16 protein-coding genes are annotated in these 16,162 nt (G+C 59.7%); 6 read left to right on the forward strand and 10 right to left on the reverse strand.

The annotated features are described in order from the left end of the window. Positions 1–229: 229 nt before the first annotated feature. The 5 genes from KW848_RS08730 to KW848_RS08745 all read left to right on the forward strand — a co-directional run bounded on the left by KW848_RS08730 (position 230) and on the right by KW848_RS08745 (position 3,675). Complete coding sequence (locus tag KW848_RS08730) at positions 230–1,078, forward strand: type IV pilus biogenesis/stability protein PilW (protein ID WP_218536585.1); 849 nt, start codon at positions 230–232, stop codon at positions 1,076–1,078. Between the two features lie 30 nt (positions 1,079–1,108). Next, positions 1,109–2,683 (forward strand): hypothetical protein, encoded by a 1,575-nt coding sequence (locus KW848_RS31755; protein WP_256365084.1) that lies wholly within the window; start codon positions 1,109–1,111, stop codon positions 2,681–2,683. Then, positions 2,680–2,961: a lysozyme inhibitor LprI family protein gene (locus KW848_RS32230; RefSeq protein WP_309140068.1), complete on the forward strand. Its 282-nt coding sequence runs from the start codon at positions 2,680–2,682 to the stop codon at positions 2,959–2,961. Before KW848_RS31755 ends, KW848_RS32230 begins: the two co-directional genes overlap by 4 nt. Further along, positions 2,940–3,122 carry a hypothetical protein gene (locus tag KW848_RS31765; RefSeq protein WP_256365085.1) on the forward strand — a complete coding sequence of 61 codons (183 nt, stop codon included), beginning with the start codon at positions 2,940–2,942 and terminating at the stop codon, positions 3,120–3,122. Before KW848_RS32230 ends, KW848_RS31765 begins: the two co-directional genes overlap by 22 nt. Positions 3,123–3,285: 163 nt before the next feature. Then, positions 3,286–3,675, forward strand: a complete 390-nt coding sequence (locus tag KW848_RS08745; protein WP_008150118.1) for a hypothetical protein — start codon at positions 3,286–3,288, stop codon at positions 3,673–3,675. 313 nt (positions 3,676–3,988) lie between these two features. Here KW848_RS08745 and KW848_RS08750 read toward each other — a convergent pair whose 3' ends face one another. From KW848_RS08750 to exbB, 6 genes are all read right to left on the reverse strand, one after another. After that, the gene (locus tag KW848_RS08750; RefSeq protein WP_218536586.1) at positions 3,989–5,389 is read right to left on the reverse strand and encodes an aminoacyl-tRNA deacylase and HDOD domain-containing protein; all 1,401 of its coding nucleotides are present in this window, start codon (positions 5,387–5,389) and stop codon (positions 3,989–3,991) included. 78 nt (positions 5,390–5,467) lie between these two features. Beyond that, positions 5,468–7,543: an ATP-dependent DNA helicase RecG gene (gene recG / locus KW848_RS08755; RefSeq protein ID WP_218536587.1), complete on the reverse strand. Its 2,076-nt coding sequence runs from the start codon at positions 7,541–7,543 to the stop codon at positions 5,468–5,470. Positions 7,544–7,552: 9 nt separating this feature from the next. Next, entirely contained in the window at positions 7,553–8,482 is a 930-nt protein-coding gene (locus tag KW848_RS08760; RefSeq protein WP_218536588.1) for a hydrogen peroxide-inducible genes activator, read from the reverse strand. 276 nt (positions 8,483–8,758) lie between these two features. Then, positions 8,759–9,508 carry an energy transducer TonB gene (locus KW848_RS08765; protein ID WP_218536589.1) on the reverse strand — a complete coding sequence of 250 codons (750 nt, stop codon included), beginning with the start codon at positions 9,506–9,508 and terminating at the stop codon, positions 8,759–8,761. Next, positions 9,505–9,933, reverse strand: coding sequence for a TonB system transport protein ExbD (exbD, locus tag KW848_RS08770; RefSeq protein WP_008150131.1), 429 nt, complete (start codon positions 9,931–9,933; stop codon positions 9,505–9,507). Before exbD ends, KW848_RS08765 begins: the two co-directional genes overlap by 4 nt. 6 nt (positions 9,934–9,939) lie before the next feature. After that, positions 9,940–10,914, reverse strand: a complete 975-nt coding sequence (gene exbB, locus KW848_RS08775; protein ID WP_218536590.1) for a tonB-system energizer ExbB — start codon at positions 10,912–10,914, stop codon at positions 9,940–9,942. A gap of 189 nt (positions 10,915–11,103) precedes the next feature. Between exbB and KW848_RS08780 the strand changes: the two genes are divergently transcribed. Continuing rightward, on the forward strand, positions 11,104–11,961 hold the full coding sequence (locus KW848_RS08780) for an SDR family oxidoreductase (protein WP_218536591.1): 858 nt from the start codon (positions 11,104–11,106) through the stop codon (positions 11,959–11,961). A gap of 51 nt (positions 11,962–12,012) precedes the next feature. Here KW848_RS08780 and KW848_RS08785 read toward each other — a convergent pair whose 3' ends face one another. From KW848_RS08785 to spoT, 4 genes are all read right to left on the reverse strand, one after another. Then, on the reverse strand, positions 12,013–12,747 hold the full coding sequence (locus tag KW848_RS08785; protein ID WP_218536592.1) for a hypothetical protein: 735 nt from the start codon (positions 12,745–12,747) through the stop codon (positions 12,013–12,015). A gap of 80 nt (positions 12,748–12,827) precedes the next feature. Continuing rightward, positions 12,828–13,568, reverse strand: coding sequence for a hypothetical protein (locus tag KW848_RS08790; RefSeq protein WP_111448274.1), 741 nt, complete (start codon positions 13,566–13,568; stop codon positions 12,828–12,830). A gap of 57 nt (positions 13,569–13,625) precedes the next feature. Then, a complete protein-coding gene (locus KW848_RS08795; protein WP_003229509.1) occupies positions 13,626–14,006 on the reverse strand; it encodes a RidA family protein in 381 nt (126 codons plus the stop codon). Positions 14,007–14,031: 25 nt separating this feature from the next. Further along, positions 14,032–16,137: a bifunctional GTP diphosphokinase/guanosine-3',5'-bis pyrophosphate 3'-pyrophosphohydrolase gene (gene spoT / locus KW848_RS08800; protein ID WP_218536593.1), complete on the reverse strand. Its 2,106-nt coding sequence runs from the start codon at positions 16,135–16,137 to the stop codon at positions 14,032–14,034. Positions 16,138–16,162 lie beyond the last annotated feature (25 nt).

The following is a 16,162-nucleotide window of genomic DNA, read 5'->3' on the forward strand; positions in this document are numbered from 1 at the left end:
CATGACGTCGTGCCGTTTTCGGTGGATTTATCGAAATTCCATTCATAGCCGCTCAACGTCTGAGCTTGCCAAAAGTGAGGTGTGCTGGATGGACCGAGCAGCTGTTTTGCTGCGACAAACACCAGATCGCGCGAGTCGAACTGCAGCCATTGATCTTGCGAAAGCAAAGCGTATGGCATCACGAAGAGGCAGCTGCAATCGGAAAGCCTTGCAGTGAAAAGGATCGTCTATGGCCAGCCTTAAGTGGGTGTTGATGGTCGGTAGTCTGTTTGTCGTCGCCAGTGCCTTTGCCGAAGATCCGCCAATAGTTGGTATCGACGGGCGCACAGTGACGTTTCGAACGACCAAATGGACGATGCCCGGTGTGGAGTCGGCGACCGCCTGGTTCACCGCAAACGGCAAAACCTTCCCACTCTTCGGCTCCGACGTTGGCGCCGAGGGGCACTCCGACTGGCTCAGTCCTGACAAGAAAACCTTGTTGCTCGACCCGGTGAGCTTCGGCATGTTGTCGGTCGAGAATGATGAAGAAAAACTGGTGTCGCAACAGCATTGCGATGTGATCTCGATGGAGACCGGTTGCGTGCTGGCTGAGCGTTCTGCCAGTTTTTGTGTCGGTAAATGGGTGGGCAATCAGTGGGTTTCCAACGACGGCGAAGTGTTCAATCCCGCCCTGGAGACGAAGCCCCCAAAGGACTTGTTGAGGCATGTCGTGGACATCGAGCTGGCGCAGTCCCGTGCGGAATCCATCGAATGGAGCCTGAGCTTTTTGAGTCCGGAGTCCTACATGGCGTGTCATCCCCCGGCGCAAAATGTTCAGGCGTTCAACGACCTGGGTTTTTACCTGGCCGAGGGCGGTAACGATGAGTTTGCGCTGAAGTTTTATCGTGGCGTTGAGGCGGTCGGCAAGCGCACGGTGTTGATGTTGAACATGGCTGATTCGCTGTGGCGACTTGATCGAAAAGAGGAAGCGCGGCGGTATTACAGCGAGTACCGCGAAGCGATGAGTGCCGCCGGCAAGATACAAAAAATTCCACAGCGAGTCGTCGAGCGATCCGTAAATCAGGGACTGAAAAATTGAACATGTTTATCCGGCTTGTCGCGTTGTCCTTTGGACTTCTGTCCGCTTCATTCAAAGCGACTGTTCGACGACGCGGAATACACCGGCGCGATGTTTACAAACGCGCTGTATCGATCCGGAAGGCAGTACATCCTGGACAGTGAGAATTACTCTTCGGCTAAATCGCACAGTTGGGTGGTTTTCAGCTATGACGGTAAAGAGATCGTCCTGAACCATATCTATATTTTTTCCTTGGATATCTCTACACAGATTGGCCCGTACTGGCATGGCTATGACTGCCGTCCGGCCAATGCGAAGTTGGTTGCTGGCGCGGGGCAGGGGCTTCTGGATTCCGCCATCAACACCTTTTGCAAGGACGTTGAAGCCAGCGTGGTAACGGTTGCGGATCAACCCCCAGCATCTTCGGCCACCGGTTCGTTGGCGGTCAGTGTCCCGGTGTACAGCGACGGGCAACGCAATGGCGCGGCAACTTATGTGTTCGAGGGGACTGACGAGCCTGAGTTTCTGAAGATGGCGTGTGATTCCGGCTGCGCGCTTCCCTTGAAAGAACCAGTTTCTCTGAGTACGAGTGAGGTCGCGCAGCCGAGTTCCAGCGCCCATCAGCCAACGGTGATCAAACAGCAACAGGCCAGTTTATTGGGTGATGCATCCCGTCAAAACGTGTCTGTGCTGTCCGGTGATGCTGGGGCAGACTTCCGCCGCCTGCAGATCACACCTGAACACGGCACCGGTGACGACATCCTGCTGGATACCTCCAAGGCATTGCCGTTGATCAAGAGCCAATACTCGTCGGCCATGAGCGATATCTTCAGCGTCAACATAATCAACAACTCGGCTGGCGTGCTGAAGGTCATCGATATGCAAGGCGAGTCCGTGTCGGTCAAGCAGTCTTCTGCCGAAGCCGGAAACGCCCTTGTGCTGGTCAGCAGCGAAGAAGATAACGCCGTTTATAACTTCAACCTGGTGTTTCGCTACAACAAAAGCTCCAGGCAGTTCGAGCTGAAAAATGTATTGCAGGTCGTCAACAACGAGTCCTGTGATCACTCGGTTGTCAGTGTCGAAGAAGTACCAAAAAGCCTGATCGGTGAAATGTCTTTGGCGTCTTTCGATGGACGCAAAGTGTTTGAGCGGTTGTCTGACTTGCGCATTAAAGCTGCCAGCGATTACAAAAAATTGATGATGACTGACGTCGCGGAACAGCTCGACAAGGCGTTGGGGCTGTATCGAAAAGGGCAGACCGAGGCCGTTTCGACGGTGATGGCGAATTTCCTGATGGATGGAGGCAGCGGTCACTGTTATCCGGACAGCTACATCGCGCAAAAGTATGACTTCGCCCAATCGCCGGGCTGGTCCAACGACCTGGGGTTTCTATTCGGTGAAACCGGTTATTACGCAGAGTCCACTGAGCTATTGAACGCGGTAATTGCCAGAAACCCCACCCGCACCGTGGCCTATCTGAACCTCGCAGACAGTTACTGGGGCCTGAACAATAAAGCGCTGGCGGCACAGGCTTACAAGCGGTACGCCTCGTTGATGACCGACGCGGGCAAGATATCGAAGATTCCCACGCGAGTGGCTGAGCGTAGCAATGGAGTGGTGGAGTGAACGGACGCAAGAAGCTGTTTTTCATTTTCGCGGGCGTGGTCCTGGCTGCGGCCATGGCCACGGTTTTCGCCCAGCCCAACTGCAATCTCGACAGTTTGGAAACGCCTGATTTGCTGATGTGCAGCCAGCAGACTTTCGATTCACTCGACGTGGCATTGAATGCCCAATACAAAAAAGCGCTGGCCAGCTTGTCCCCGGACGACAAGCAATTGTTGGTGGATGTTCAGCGCAGTTGGGTGAAGTTCAAGGAGGGATGGTGGGCAAAGACAACGCCATGACGCTGGAGGCAGCGGCAGAACGGTTGGGAGGCGAGGCGTTGGTTGACCCGATTTGGCAGCATTACGTGGATGGCCACTGTGAAATGGCCTTCGGTCTGTTTCGAGAAGATCTGGAGTTCTGTGGGCAGCGCATGCATTTTCAGTTGCCCATCAATCGTTGATCGTGGGCTAAATAGGCGTTGCTTCGTCAGTTGAAAAGCGTGACTTGGCAGTCATTGACGCCAAAAACTGCATCATCTTCTGCAAACACAAGCCAATAGTGTCGTTATCGTCTGAAGCCGCTACACTGCGCCGGCCGTTCATTTTCCTTTTGAGGCTGTGCGCATGAAATTTCGTTTTCTTCTGTGGATGCTGGGTTTGTTGATGGGTAAGGCCAGTCGGACTAATCCTGCGTTTCAGCAGCAGTTGGGTGACAAGGAATTGGTGTTTCAACTACAGACCCTGGACGGGAAGGTGGCGCGGCATTTCTTTGTGAAGGATCAACGCATCACCAGTAAGTCCGGCGTGTATGCCGAGCCGGCGTTTGCGATCGCGTTCAAGGATGCGGCGTATGGCTTTGCCACGATGCAGGCGAAGAACAAGCAGTTGGCGTTTATGACGGGGATTCAGGACAAGTCGATTCAGATCAAGGGCAACCCAGCGCTGGTGATCTGGTTCCAGGGGTTGACCAAGTATTTGAAGCCGAGGAAGGCGAAGGCTAAAGCCAAGGCTTGAGGTCGATGGTAAACCCTGTGGTGAGGGGACTTGGCGAAGCGTCGCACCGCCCCGTTGGGCTGCGAAGCGGCCCTGAAGCCAGAGACTGGGTTGTATCAGGCGTACCGTGTTGGTTGGGTTTGCGACTGCTGCGCAGTCGAACGGGGATAAATCCCCTCACCACAGGGGGTGTGGTGATTCAGAGATACCGAGTTGGATTCATCGCGAGCAGGCTCACTCCTACAGGGGCGTGTGGTGAATCAGGTAGATCGGCGGGGGATTCTTCGCGAGCAAGCCCGCTCCCACATTTGACCGAGTGTGGGAGCGGGTTTTTTTAGGCCTGTGTGAATTGCGAAGCCAGTTCGCGCAGCAACACTTCAGCCTCAAGCACTTTGCTGACGACGTCGTTGGCTTTGTCGCGAGTCAGGCCGACGCGTTCCAGCAGGGCGTCCGGGATGTCTTCATCCGGCCCGGACCCAATCCCGCGGCTACGCAGCAAACGCACCGCCAGGCACACGAGGTTCGGGTATTCAGCGTAATCGCCGTCGTAGCCCGGGTCGTGCTGGAAGCGCAGCGCGGTGGCCAGCTCTTCGGGCATGTCCCAGTAGCGCATCAGCCACGAGCCGATCTGTTCACGGCTGATGCCCAGCAAGTGTTGCTCGACGTAGCTGTGGCACAGGTGCGGGTTGACCTCCAGGTGGCGGCAGATCAGCGAGAAGTGCGGCGGGAACACGTGGGCCAGCAGCAAGTAGCCGAAGTTGTGCAGCAGGCCGGCGAGGTAGGTCAGGCCGGCTTCCGGGCGCTGGGCGCGCGGCATGGCGCGGGTCAGGCCTTCGATGACGGCGGCGGTGTAGATCGATTGCTGCCAGTACGGCGTGGTGTGTTGCGGATGGTCTTTTGGCAGGCTCAGGGTTTTGCCCAAGGCCAGGCCCAGCGCGAGGTTGATCACCAGGTCGAAACCCAGCACCCGCACGATGGCGTCTTCCACTGAGCGAATCTTGCCCGGCGACGCGTAGTACGGCGACGCTGCCCAGCTCACGACTTGTGCGGCCAGGGCCGGGTCGGTTTCGACGACGCCGGTGATGTCGTCGATGGTAGCGTTGGGGTCAACACGCAGCTTGATGATCTTTTGCGCGGTCTCGGCCAGCGGCGGAATCTCGATGGTCTCTTCCAGGCGCTGCTGGATGCGCCGCGCGGTGAACGCTTGAACGGCCTGGGTGATTTCCTCGCGGTCATCGTGGGGGCGGTCGAGGTTCGGGCGAATGCTGGTCAGCGCTTCGCCGAAGTTGGCGGCGCTGGCCTTGATCAGCATGCTCTTGAAGTCTTCGCTGGTGATCTCCAGCAACACGCCCGGCTCGCCCGAGTTGATCAGTAACTTCGGCTCGCGCAGCAGGCTTTCTTCATACAGGCACGGTGTGCTGGTGAGCGCCGGCATGCCGGGCAGCAAGCTCAGGTTGTGTTTGCCGAGCATTTTTACCAGGCGTTCGGTCGACACGGCGGTGAGGCGGCGGCCGGTCAGTTCGGCGAGGCTATTGAGGTCCAGCAATTGGCTCTGCGGGAACAGCACCATGAGCGTGCCCACGGCGTCATCGAGCAGAACGGCCTGCACTTTGCGTGCGGCGTTCAGGCCGTGGTGGTCGAGGACATCTTCGTAGGCGATACCCAGTTTGCCCAGCATCAGCCGAATAACCGACGGAGCGTGCGGGGTGGCGGGTGCGAGGGCAACTTCGGTCATGGTCTGTATCCGTTTTAAAACAATGGCAGGAGTATAACCAGCTTGCTCAGAACGGTGGTTCAGAAACTGCGACGGTGCTCACACTTGGCCGTATTGCTGCCCATGACGTAGCCAGCGGTCGAGCAACGGGCTGACGTGATCCGGCCAGCGCTCCAGCAGCGCCTGGGCGGCGTCGCGCACGGCGGGCAGCAGATCGGCGTCGCGCATCAGGTCCGCGACCTTGAATTGCAGCAGGCCGGTCTGACGCGTACCGAGCATTTCGCCGGGGCCGCGCAGCTCAAGGTCTTTTTCGGCGATGACAAACCCGTCGTTGGTTTCGCGCATGATGCCCAAACGCTGACGACCGATCTGTGACAGCGGCGGATGGTAAAGCAGCACGCAATGACTGGCCGCGCTGCCCCGACCCACACGACCGCGCAACTGGTGCAATTGCGCAAGCCCGAGGCGTTCGGGGTTTTCGATGATCATCAGGCTGGCGTTGGGCACGTCGACGCCGACTTCAATCACCGTGGTGGCGACCAGCAGTTGCAGGTTGCCGGCCTTGAATTCGGCCATGACCGCAGCTTTTTCGACGGGCTTCATGCGGCCGTGGATCAGCCCGACCTTCAGCTCGCCGAGGGCGGCGGTGAGGTCTTCGTAAGTGGTTTCGGCGGCCTGGCAGGTCAGCTCTTCCGACTCTTCAATCAGCGTGCACACCCAATAGGCCTGACGCCCTTCAGCGCAGGCGCCGCGCACCCGCTCGATGACTTCGACGCGCCGGGTATCGGTGATCAGCACGGTGTTCACCGGGGTCCGGCCGGGCGGCAGTTCGTCGAGGATCGAGGTGTCGAGGTCGGCGTAGGCGCTCATGGCCAGCGTCCGGGGAATCGGTGTCGCGGTCATGATCAGCTGATGCGGACACATCCGCCCACCGACACCTTTCTGCCGCAATGCCAGCCGTTGCTGCACGCCGAAGCGGTGCTGTTCGTCGATGATCGCCAGTGCGAGGTTTTTGAACTGCACTTCGTCCTGAAACAGCGCGTGGGTGCCGACCACCATCGGTGTGCCGTTGGCAATCTGCTCCAGCGCGACCACGCGGTTCTTGCCTTTGAGCTTGCCGGCCAGCCACGCGACTTCGATGCCCAGTGGTTCGAGCCAGCGTTTGAAGGTGATGAAGTGCTGCTCGGCGAGGATTTCGGTGGGCGCCATCAGCGCCACTTGATAACCGGCCTCCAAGGCCTGGAGTGCGGCGAGGGCAGCGACCACGGTTTTACCCGCGCCGACGTCGCCCTGAATCAACCGCAGCATCGGCTCGTGCTGACTGAGGTCGTAGGCGATTTCGTTGCCGACCCGTTGCTGAGCGCCGGTCGGAGTGAAACCGAGGTTGGCCAGATATTGAGCCGGCAGCCGGGTGGCTTTCGGCATCGCTGGCGCGCGCAGGGAGCGCATGCTCTCGCGCAGGCGCTGCTGGGACAGTTGATGGGTCAGCAGTTCTTCAAAGGCCAGACGGTGCTGCGCCCAGTGATGACCGAGGGCGAGTTCGTCGACATCGGCATCGGCCGGCGGATGGTGCAGGTAGCGGATCGCATCGGCCAGCGGCGCCAATTGATAGTCCCGCGCCAGTTCGTTCGGCAGCCAGTCGGGCAGGCTGGTGGGGCCGAGCATCGTCAGGGTCTGCATGCACAACTGGCGCAAGCGCTGTTGGGTCAGGCCTTCAGTGAGCGGGTAAACCGGGGTCAGGGTTTCATCCACCGGCGGCGGCTCGTCGCCGGTGATGGCGCGGTATTCCGGGTGGTAGATTTCCAGCCCTGACGCGCCGGGCCGTGCTTCGCCGTAGCAGCGAATGCGCGTGCCGCGTTTGAGGCCTTCTTTCTGGGCGTTGCTGAAGTGATAGAAACGCAGACTGAGCCCGCCAGTGCCGTCCTGCAGGCGCACCACCAGGCTTCTGCGACGGCCCATGACCACATCGGCGCCGCTGACGGTGCCTTCGATCACGGCGTCTTGCCCGGGTCGCAAATGGCCGATCGGAACCACACGAGTGCGGTCCTGATAGCGCAGCGGCAGGTGAAAAAGCACGTCCTGGAGATTCTCCAGGCCGACCTTGGCCAGCTTCTCGGCCATGGCCTCGCCGACACCTTTGAGTGCCGTCACCGACACTTGCGACAACTCGGTCATGGCAGCGACTTAGGCCGCAACTACCGGTGCTTGCGGCTTGGCCACCGAGCACAGGCGAATGGAGTCAGCGAGGATTTCAATCGCTTTCGGCCGCGGGAAGCTCGCGCGCCAGGCGATGGCCACGGTGCGGAACGGTACCGGCGGCGTCAGTGGGCGCACTTCGATCACGCCGGGGGCGTAGTGATGGCTGTCGACTGCCGACAGCGGCAGGATCGAGATGCCGAGGCCGGACGCAACCATGTGGCGGATGGTTTCCAGGGAACTGGATTCCACCGTGGTGTGCTTGGCGCCGTCGTTGCCTTTGGCCAGGGTCGGGCAGGCTTCCAGCACTTGATCGCGGAAACAGTGGCCTTCACCGAGCAGCAGCAGGCTCTTGTCGTTGAGCAGGGGGGCGTCGATGGATTCTTTTTGGGTCCACGGGTGCTGGGCCGGCATCAGGACGTAGAACGGCTCGTCGTAGAGCTGCAGGGTCAGCACGTCGGCTTCGTTGAACGGCAGGGCGATGATGATCGCGTCGAGCTCGCCGTTGCGCAGTTTGTCGCGCAGCACGTGGGTGAAGTTTTCTTCGATGTACAACGGCATCTGCGGGGCGACCCGGTGCAGTTGTGGAATCAGGTGTGGAAACAGGTACGGGCCGACGGTGTAGATGGCGCCGACTTTCAGCGGTGCGGTCAGCTGGTTCTTGCCGGCCTGGGCCAGTTCGCGGATGCCTTGGGCCTGTTCCAGCACTTTCTGCGCCTGGGCGACAATGCCTTCACCGACCGGGGTCAGGCGCACGGCACTCTTGCTGCGCTCGAAAATCAGCACACCGAGTTCGTCTTCAAGCTTTTTCACGCCCACCGACAGGGTCGGCTGGCTGACATGGCAACGCTCGGCCGCGTGGCCGAAGTGCTGCTCTTGGGCGAGGGTAACGATGTAGCGTAATTCTGTAAGAGTCATAGCAAGCGTCCATGAAGTTGCGAGCCAAGCATACCGGCTGCAATCGATAGACGCACGTTATCAGACTGAGTGCGTTGAGTGACACAGGGCAAAGCAGGATTGCCGCTGACGGATATGCAAAAGGCACCTTTCGGGTGCCTTGTGGCGTTATTTCTGCGCTGAGGATCCTCTGTGGGAGCGGGCTTGCTCGCGAAAGCGGTGTGTCAGTCAAAGTTGATGTCGATTGTCACACCGCTTTCGCGAGCAAGCCCGCTCCCACAGGGGATCTGCGGTGGTTTAGCGTCGGCGTTTTTCCAGCGAGTAAACAAACGGTGCAACGATTTCGATGGCGCCGTTGGTCAACATGTCGGCCGGTGGCTTGGGCAGCGGCTGGGCGCGGCGGATCATTTCCAGGGTCGCCCGGTCCAGATCGGCAGTACCAGATTCGCCCACCAGTTCGAACGACAACACGTTACCTTCAGCATCCACCACGAAGCGCAGACGGTTCATGCCTTCCTTGCCCCGCGCCTGCGCACTGGCCGGGTACTTCTTGTACTTGGCCAAGTGAGCGAGCAGGGTGCCTTGCCAGCTGGCCTTGGCCGCTTGCTGCGCCGGTGAAGGGCCCGGTGCCGGCTGAGCCGATTTCTCCGTTGGCGCCTGAGTCGGTTGCGCGTCGCTCGGTTTTTCCTCGGACGGCTTCTCTTTAGGCGGTTCCGGCTTTTTCTCCACAGGCTTGGGCGGTTGAGGCTTTGGCTTGGGTTTGACCGGTTTCGGCACGGCGATCTCGGCCTTCGGCACTTCCGCTAGTTTCGGTATCGGCAGTTCTTCCACCGGGGCGGGTGGCTGTGGCGGCGTTATGACCTTCGGCGGTGCCGGCGGTGGCGGGGCCGGAACCGGCGCCAACTCGACCATCATCGCCTGCGGCGGCAGCTCGATCGGTGGGCGCGACGTCCAGTTCAGCGCCAGCGCAATGGCCAGCGCATGGACGCCCAGCACCACGGCCAGGCTCGCGCTGTAACGCGTCAGCTTTTGGCGCGTCGTGATCATTTCTTGACTGCCGTCTCGAGTCCGACCAGACCCACCTTCAGGTAACCGGCAGAGCGCAGGTTGTCCATCACGCTCATCAGGTCGCCGTAATCCACACCTTTATCGGCCTGGAAGAAGATCGTCGTGTCTTTCTTGCCTTTGGTCCTGGCGTCGAGGGTGGCGCCGAGTGCTTCGGCCTTCACTTCGTCTTCGCCGAGGAACAGGCGTTGGTCAGCCTTGACGCTGAGGAACACTGGTTTCTCTGGTCGCGGCGCCGGTTTGGCGCTGGAAGCCGGCAGGTCGACCTTGATGTCCACGGTGGCGAGCGGGGCTGCCACCATGAAGATGATCAACAGCACCAGCATCACGTCGATGAACGGTGTGACGTTGATTTCGTGGTTCTCGGCCAGATCGTCGTCTGCGCCTTCTTTCAAATGCAAGCCCATGGCTGATTACCCTACTTTGACCCTGTGGGGTTGCGCGGAGCGCTCGGTGGTCGGCAGGTGATCGAGGTCACGGCTGACCAGCAGCAGGACTTCAGCCGAGGCATCGGATACTTGTGCCTTGTAACCGGCAATCGAGCGGGCAAAAACGTTGTAGATCACGACGGCCGGAATCGCTGCAACCAGACCCAGCGCGGTCGCCAGCAGGGCTTCGGCGATGCCGGGAGCCACGACGGCGAGGTTGGTGGTCTGGGTTTTGGCGATGCCGATGAAGCTGTTCATGATGCCCCAAACGGTACCGAACAGGCCGACGAACGGCGCGGTGGAGCCAATGGTGGCGAGCACGCCGGTGCCGCTGCTCATGTTGCGACCGCACGCTGCAACCAGACGCTCAAGGCGGAAGGCAACGCGTTCCTTGATGCCTTCTTTCTCGCGGCTGTTGACCGACAAGCGCATCTCTTCCAGAGCGTCATGCACCAGCAAATTGGCGAGGGTGCCTTGCTTGGTGGCTGAAGCGCTGGCTTCTCTGAGTGTGGTGGCTTTTTTCAGATGGACGATTTCGGTGCGCAGACGACGCTTGGCGCCCATCAGCTCGAAACCCTTGGCGATCCAGATAGTCCAGGTGATGATCGATGCGATGGCCAGGCCGATCATCACGATTTTCACGATGATGTCGGCGTTCTGGTACATGCCCCACGGCGACAGGTCGTGGGCCATGCCCAGGGAGTTGTCGGCTTCAAGGACTTCGGGAACGTCTTCGGCGGTGGTGTCTACGGCTTGGGCCGGGTCGGTCGCAGCCGGGGTAACGGCCGGTGCGGCGTGATCGGCTGGAGCTTGAGCCGCAGTGGCAGTCGGAGCGGCTGGCGCTTGTGCGTCAGCGAAAGCGGCGGTCGGCGCCAGCATCAAGCTGAGCAGCAGGGCGGCCACTGCGCTCCAGGCGCGAGGTCGTTTGGTTGGCGAAGCGGGGAATTGATTGCGTGTCATGCTGGCCGGACCTGAGAAAGAAAAACGGTAAATGCTCTTCCAGGCCTCGTGAGGCCGAGAACAAAAGTGGTCGGCATTATTGCAATTAATTCTTGTTAACAAAAGTAATAGAGTATCTTTTTTTCCTTCATTGCTAGCCGCTCGTCCATTGTCAGCGCTAGTCTGTGCCTTTCTGATGGGAGTTTTCTGATGTCCGCGCCCTCTGTTTTGATCGCCGGCTGTGGTGATGTTGGTAGTCGTCTGGCCACGCAATTGTTGGCTGGCGGATGGGAGGTTCACGGCCTGCGGCGTGATGTCTCACGTCTGCCAAAGGGCGTGATCGGCGTCGCCGGCGACTTGTTCAATAAAGACTGTCCGCAAACCTGGCCAATCGGTGCGGTGGATTATCTGGTGTATTGCGCGGCCGCCACTGAGCACGATGAAGCCGGTTACCGCGCCGCTTATGTGCAGGGCTTGCAGCATGTGCTGGAGTGGCTGAACGATTACGGGCAGGTGCCCAATCGCCTGCTGTTTGTTTCCAGCAGCAGTGTGTATGGCCAGCAGGATGGCGAGTGGGTCGATGAGACTTCGCCTGCTTTGGCCGCTGGCTATTCGGGGCGTGTGATGCTGGAAGCCGAGCAGATTGCGCTCGATAGTGGCATCCCGGCCAGCATCGTACGTTTGACTGGCATTTATGGCCCGGGTCGCGAAAGGCTGCTGACTCAGGTCCGTCAGGGTTATCGCGTGGCGGTCGATCCACCGTTGTATGGCAATCGCATTCACGCCGACGACGCGGCGGGGTTGATGGCGTGTCTGCTTGAAGCGGATCGTCGTGGTGTGGCGCTGGATGACATCTACATTGGTGTGGACGATGCGCCTGCGCCGCTGGCCGAAGTGGTGGGCTGGTTGCGTGAGTATCTGGGCGTGACCGAATGGGCCGAAGACGCGAGCGTGCGCCGCACTGGCAGTAAGCAATGCAGCAATGCTCGGGCGAAAGCCTTGGGCTGGACACCGAAGTACCCAAGTTACCGCGAAGGTTATGCCGCGATACTTGCCCAGGGGAGTTGAGCTGAGCGAGCCTCTAAACAACAGGCGCCTGCGGGCGCCTTTGTTTTTGGGTCATTGTTTTACCAGCAGCCAGTGGCGTGGGCCGGGGGTTAAGTAGGGGATTTCGTCTGGCCGGGATTGATTGATTGCCTGGAAAATCTCCAGTTGCTTGCCTTTGCGAACGAAAATCCATGTGTCACTCAGGTCGCCCGTGCTCAGATACAAAGTGTCATTGCCTGCACCTTGGCTGGCGCAATCACCGTCCAGGCATAACTCGTATCGATCGGTTCCCGGTAACCCTGAAACATGGCCATCTTCCGTAAACACGACCATTTGGCCTGTTCCGTGACTGTCGATGATTTCCCACTGCCCACCCATATAGGCAGCGTTCAAGGCGCTCCTGAAGGTATCAACCCACCCTGTTTTCGTTTTGGCGGTCTTGCTGGTGCGGCTGAACACCTGCTGGGGGACGTGCTCCTTGGCCAGTTGAGTCAGTCGCTTGTCCTCCAGGCGCAGTTCGTCAGTGCCGTAGCCGTTGTAGTCGACGCTCCAGGCATTGGGTGACTTTTGCAGCAGTTGGCCTTCACCCCTCTCAAACCCGCTGCTCACTTGCGCCTTGCCGGTGTGGGTGTTGATGTCCCATTCCAGATTCCGGCCATGGGTGTTCAGGGCTTTATGTAAAGACTGGCCTTGGGCCGCCGCATCGATGGCTGCCTGATTGATCCAGATACCGCTGATATCCGTTTCTGCGGGCATAGAGGTGCAGCCGCCGAGCAGCAACAGGCCAAGAATAAGCAGTGGGCGCATGATTAATCCTTGAGCGGGAGGCAAAGAACTCGACGGTGCAGGCTAAAGAAAAAGGAGCCCGTAGGCTCCTGTATTCTGTATCACTGTTTTTCCAGCAACCACTTGCGATCACCCGGGGTGAACTGCGGCATTTCATCCGCGTGTGCGGTGTTCACTGCCTGGAGGATTTCCAGTTCCTTGCCCTTGCGCGCAAAGATCCAGGTGTTGCCCTGACCATTCGCCTGTAGCCACATGTTGTCGTTACCGCCGCTCATCGACGCGCAATCGCCCGCCAGACACAAGGCATAACGATCCGCCCCCGGCAGGCCGGCAACCTGGCCATCAGCCTGGAATTGCACGGTATTGCCTTCGCCGGGACCGCTGACGACTTTCCAGCTGCCGCCCATGTAGGCCGAATACAGTGCGCGTTCAAAACTGGCACCTATCGGTGCGCCGTCCGGCACCGTAACCTGCGCGCGGTCGAAGACTTGCTCCGGCTCATTGTCGCTGGCGACCTGGCTCAGTTGCTTGCCGTCACGCTTCAGCTCGCTACCCGAGCTGCCATAAAAGTCGACTTTCCAGGCGCCGGACTGTTCGCCCAGCAGCTTGCCGTCGACGTTTTCAAAACCGTTGGTGTAGCGGGCCTGCCCGGCCTTGGTGTTGACGTCCCATTCCAGGTTCGGGCCATAGGCCTGGAGCGCTTCGCGCAGGGGGCCGCCTTTGGCTGCTGAATCGATCGCCACTTGATTGATCCAGGTGCCGCTGATGTCACGGTCGGCAGGATTGCTGGCACAACCGCCCAAGAGTAGGGCGACCAGCGAGAGAGCTAGCGCTTGGCGCATGGTGGAATCCTTTCAAAGCAAGATCGGCGCAGCCTTTGGAAGGCTGCGCCGGACACATTACTCGATGACCAGAATGGCATCCATCTCAACCTGCGAACCCTTTGGCAGGGCCGCTACGCCGATGGCGGCGCGGGCAGGGTAAGGTTGGTCAAAGTACTTGCCCATGATCTCGTTGACCTTGGCGAAGTGGCTCAGGTCGGTGAGGAAGATGTTCAGTTTGACGATGTCCTTGAACGAACCGCCAGCGGCTTCAGCCACGGCTTTGAGGTTCTCGAACACCTGGACGGTCTGGGCTTCGAAGCCTTCAACCAGTTCCATGGTTTTTGGGTCCAGAGGAATTTGACCCGACATGTAAACGGTGTTGCCGGCCTTGATTGCCTGGGAGTAAGTGCCGATGGCAGCGGGGGCCTTGTCGCTGGTGATAACTGTTTTGGTCATGAATGACTCCTTGTAATGGGGTGGCTTAGGCACGCATGCGGGTGATGCGAATCACCCCGGTCAGGGCGCGCAGTTTCTTGATTACGCGGGCCAGGTGTACGCGGTCGTGCACGCTGACCACCAGTTGAACCACGCTGATGCGACCATCGCGTTCGTCCATGCTGATTTTTTCGATATTGCCGTCGGCCGCGTTGACGCTGCTGGCCAGCAGAGCGATCAGGCCGCGCTGGTGTTCCAGCTCGACGCGCAGTTCGACATTGAATTCGCCGGTGACATCCTTGGCCCACGAGAGCTGGATGCATTTTTCCGGGTTGTGGCGGATTTCACTGATGTTGCGGCAGTTGTCCAGGTGCACGACCATGCCTTTGCCCGCGGACAGGTGGCCGACAATCGGGTCGCCCGGGATCGGCGTGCAGCACTTGGCGTAACTGAGCACCAGGCCTTCGGTGCCGCGAATCGCCAGCGGGCCTTCGGCACTCGGCAGCTGTTCGCCTTCACCCAGCAGTCGGCGGGCGACCACGTAGGCCATGCGATTGCCCAGGCCGATGTCTTCGAGCAGGTCTTCGATCAGTTCGAGGCGGTATTCGTGGAGCATCAACTGCACGCGCTCGGCCGGGATTTTTTCCAGCGAGCTGTCGAAACCGTTGAGTACCTTGTTCAGCAGGCGTTCGCCGAGGCTGATGGACTCGGAGCGGCGCTGCAGTTTCAGCGCATGGCGGATGTGCGTCCGCGCCTTGCCGGTGACCACGAAGTTGAGCCACGCCGGATTCGGCCGTGCCCCGGGGGCGCTGACGATCTCGACCGTGGAGCCGCTTTGCAGCGGTTCGGACAGCGGCGCGAGACGACGATTGATCCGACAGGCAATGCAGCTGTTGCCCACGTCGGTGTGCACCGCGTAAGCGAAGTCGACCGCCGTGGAGCCTTTGGGCAGCTCCATGATCCGGCCTTTGGGCGTGAACACGTAGACCTCGTCCGGGAACAGGTCGATCTTCACGCTCTCGATGAATTCCAGCGAGTTGCCGGCCCGTTGCTGCATCTCCAGCACGCCTTTGACCCACTGGCGGGCGCGGGCATGAGTACCTTTGGGCTGTTCATCGCCACTGGATTTATAGAGCCAATGGGCGGCGATGCCGTTGTTGGCCATCTCTTCCATTTCACGGGTGCGGATCTGAATCTCGATCGGTACACCGTGCATGCCGAACAAGGTGGTGTGCAGCGACTGGTAGCCGTTGGCCTTGGGGATCGCGATGTAATCCTTGAAGCGCCCCGGCAACGGTTTGTACAAATTATGCACAGCACCCAGCACGCGGTAGCAGGTATCGACCTTGTCGACGATGATCCGGAACGCGTAGACGTCCATGATCTCGTTGAAGGCCCGACGCTTGCCGCGCATTTTCTTGTAGATGCCGTAGAGGTGTTTCTGGCGACCGCTGACCTCGCCCTGGATTTCGTCGATGGCCAGGCAATGGCTGAGGGATTCTTCGATCTTGTTGACGATTTCCTTGCGGTTGCCCCGGGCGCGTTTGACCGCCTGGTTGATCCGTGCGGAACGCATCGGGTGCATCGCCTTGAAGCCAAGGTCTTCGAATTCTATGCGGATGGCGTGCATGCCCAGCCGGTTGGCGATGGGCGCATAGATTTCCAGGGTTTCCTTGGCGATGCGTCGGCGTTTTTCGCCGGACAGGACTTCCAGGGTCCGCATGTTGTGCAGGCGGTCGGCCAGTTTGACCAGGATCACGCGAATGTCGCGGGCCATGGCCATCGCCATCTTCTGGAAGTTTTCAGCCTGGGCTTCGGCTTTGGTCTCGAAGTTCATCTGGGTCAGTTTGCTGACCCCGTCGACCAGTTCGGCCACGGTTTCGCCGAACTGCGCTTGCAGCGCTTCCTTGGCAATACCGGTGTCTTCGATCACGTCATGCAGCATCGCAGCCATCAGGCTCTGATGGTCCATGTGCATGTCGGCAAGAATATTCGCAACCGCGAGTGGGTGCGTGACGTACGCCTCGCCGCTACGGCGGCGTTGGCCGTCGTGGGCTTGTTCGGCGTAGAAGTACGCTCGGCGGACCAGGTTGACCTGGTCCTTGCCGAGGTAGGTCGATAAGCGATCGGCGAGGGCGTCTATGCTCGGCATGATGAGACCTGCCGTTCGCTGTGAC

Origin of the sequence: Pseudomonas sp. PDM25 (assembly GCF_019219045.1) — a bacterium.
Classification (GTDB): domain Bacteria; phylum Pseudomonadota; class Gammaproteobacteria; order Pseudomonadales; family Pseudomonadaceae; genus Aquipseudomonas.

Coding starts and splice junctions, on each gene's coding strand:
- KW848_RS08730 (WP_218536585.1), top strand. CDS start 230: ATGGCCAGCCTTAAGTGGGTGTTGATGGTCGGTAGTCTGTTTGTCGTC.
- KW848_RS08745 (WP_008150118.1), top strand. CDS start 3,286: ATGAAATTTCGTTTTCTTCTGTGGATGCTGGGTTTGTTGATGGGTAAG.
- KW848_RS08750 (WP_218536586.1), bottom strand. CDS start 5,389: ATGACCGAAGTTGCCCTCGCACCCGCCACCCCGCACGCTCCGTCGGTT.
- recG (WP_218536587.1), bottom strand. CDS start 7,543: ATGACCGAGTTGTCGCAAGTGTCGGTGACGGCACTCAAAGGTGTCGGC.
- KW848_RS08760 (WP_218536588.1), bottom strand. CDS start 8,482: ATGACTCTTACAGAATTACGCTACATCGTTACCCTCGCCCAAGAGCAG.
- KW848_RS08765 (WP_218536589.1), bottom strand. CDS start 9,508: ATGATCACGACGCGCCAAAAGCTGACGCGTTACAGCGCGAGCCTGGCC.
- exbD (WP_008150131.1), bottom strand. CDS start 9,933: ATGGGCTTGCATTTGAAAGAAGGCGCAGACGACGATCTGGCCGAGAAC.
- exbB (WP_218536590.1), bottom strand. CDS start 10,914: ATGACACGCAATCAATTCCCCGCTTCGCCAACCAAACGACCTCGCGCC.
- KW848_RS08780 (WP_218536591.1), top strand. CDS start 11,104: ATGTCCGCGCCCTCTGTTTTGATCGCCGGCTGTGGTGATGTTGGTAGT.
- KW848_RS08785 (WP_218536592.1), bottom strand. CDS start 12,747: ATGCGCCCACTGCTTATTCTTGGCCTGTTGCTGCTCGGCGGCTGCACC.
- KW848_RS08790 (WP_111448274.1), bottom strand. CDS start 13,568: ATGCGCCAAGCGCTAGCTCTCTCGCTGGTCGCCCTACTCTTGGGCGGT.
- KW848_RS08795 (WP_003229509.1), bottom strand. CDS start 14,006: ATGACCAAAACAGTTATCACCAGCGACAAGGCCCCCGCTGCCATCGGC.
- spoT (WP_218536593.1), bottom strand. CDS start 16,137: ATGCCGAGCATAGACGCCCTCGCCGATCGCTTATCGACCTACCTCGGC.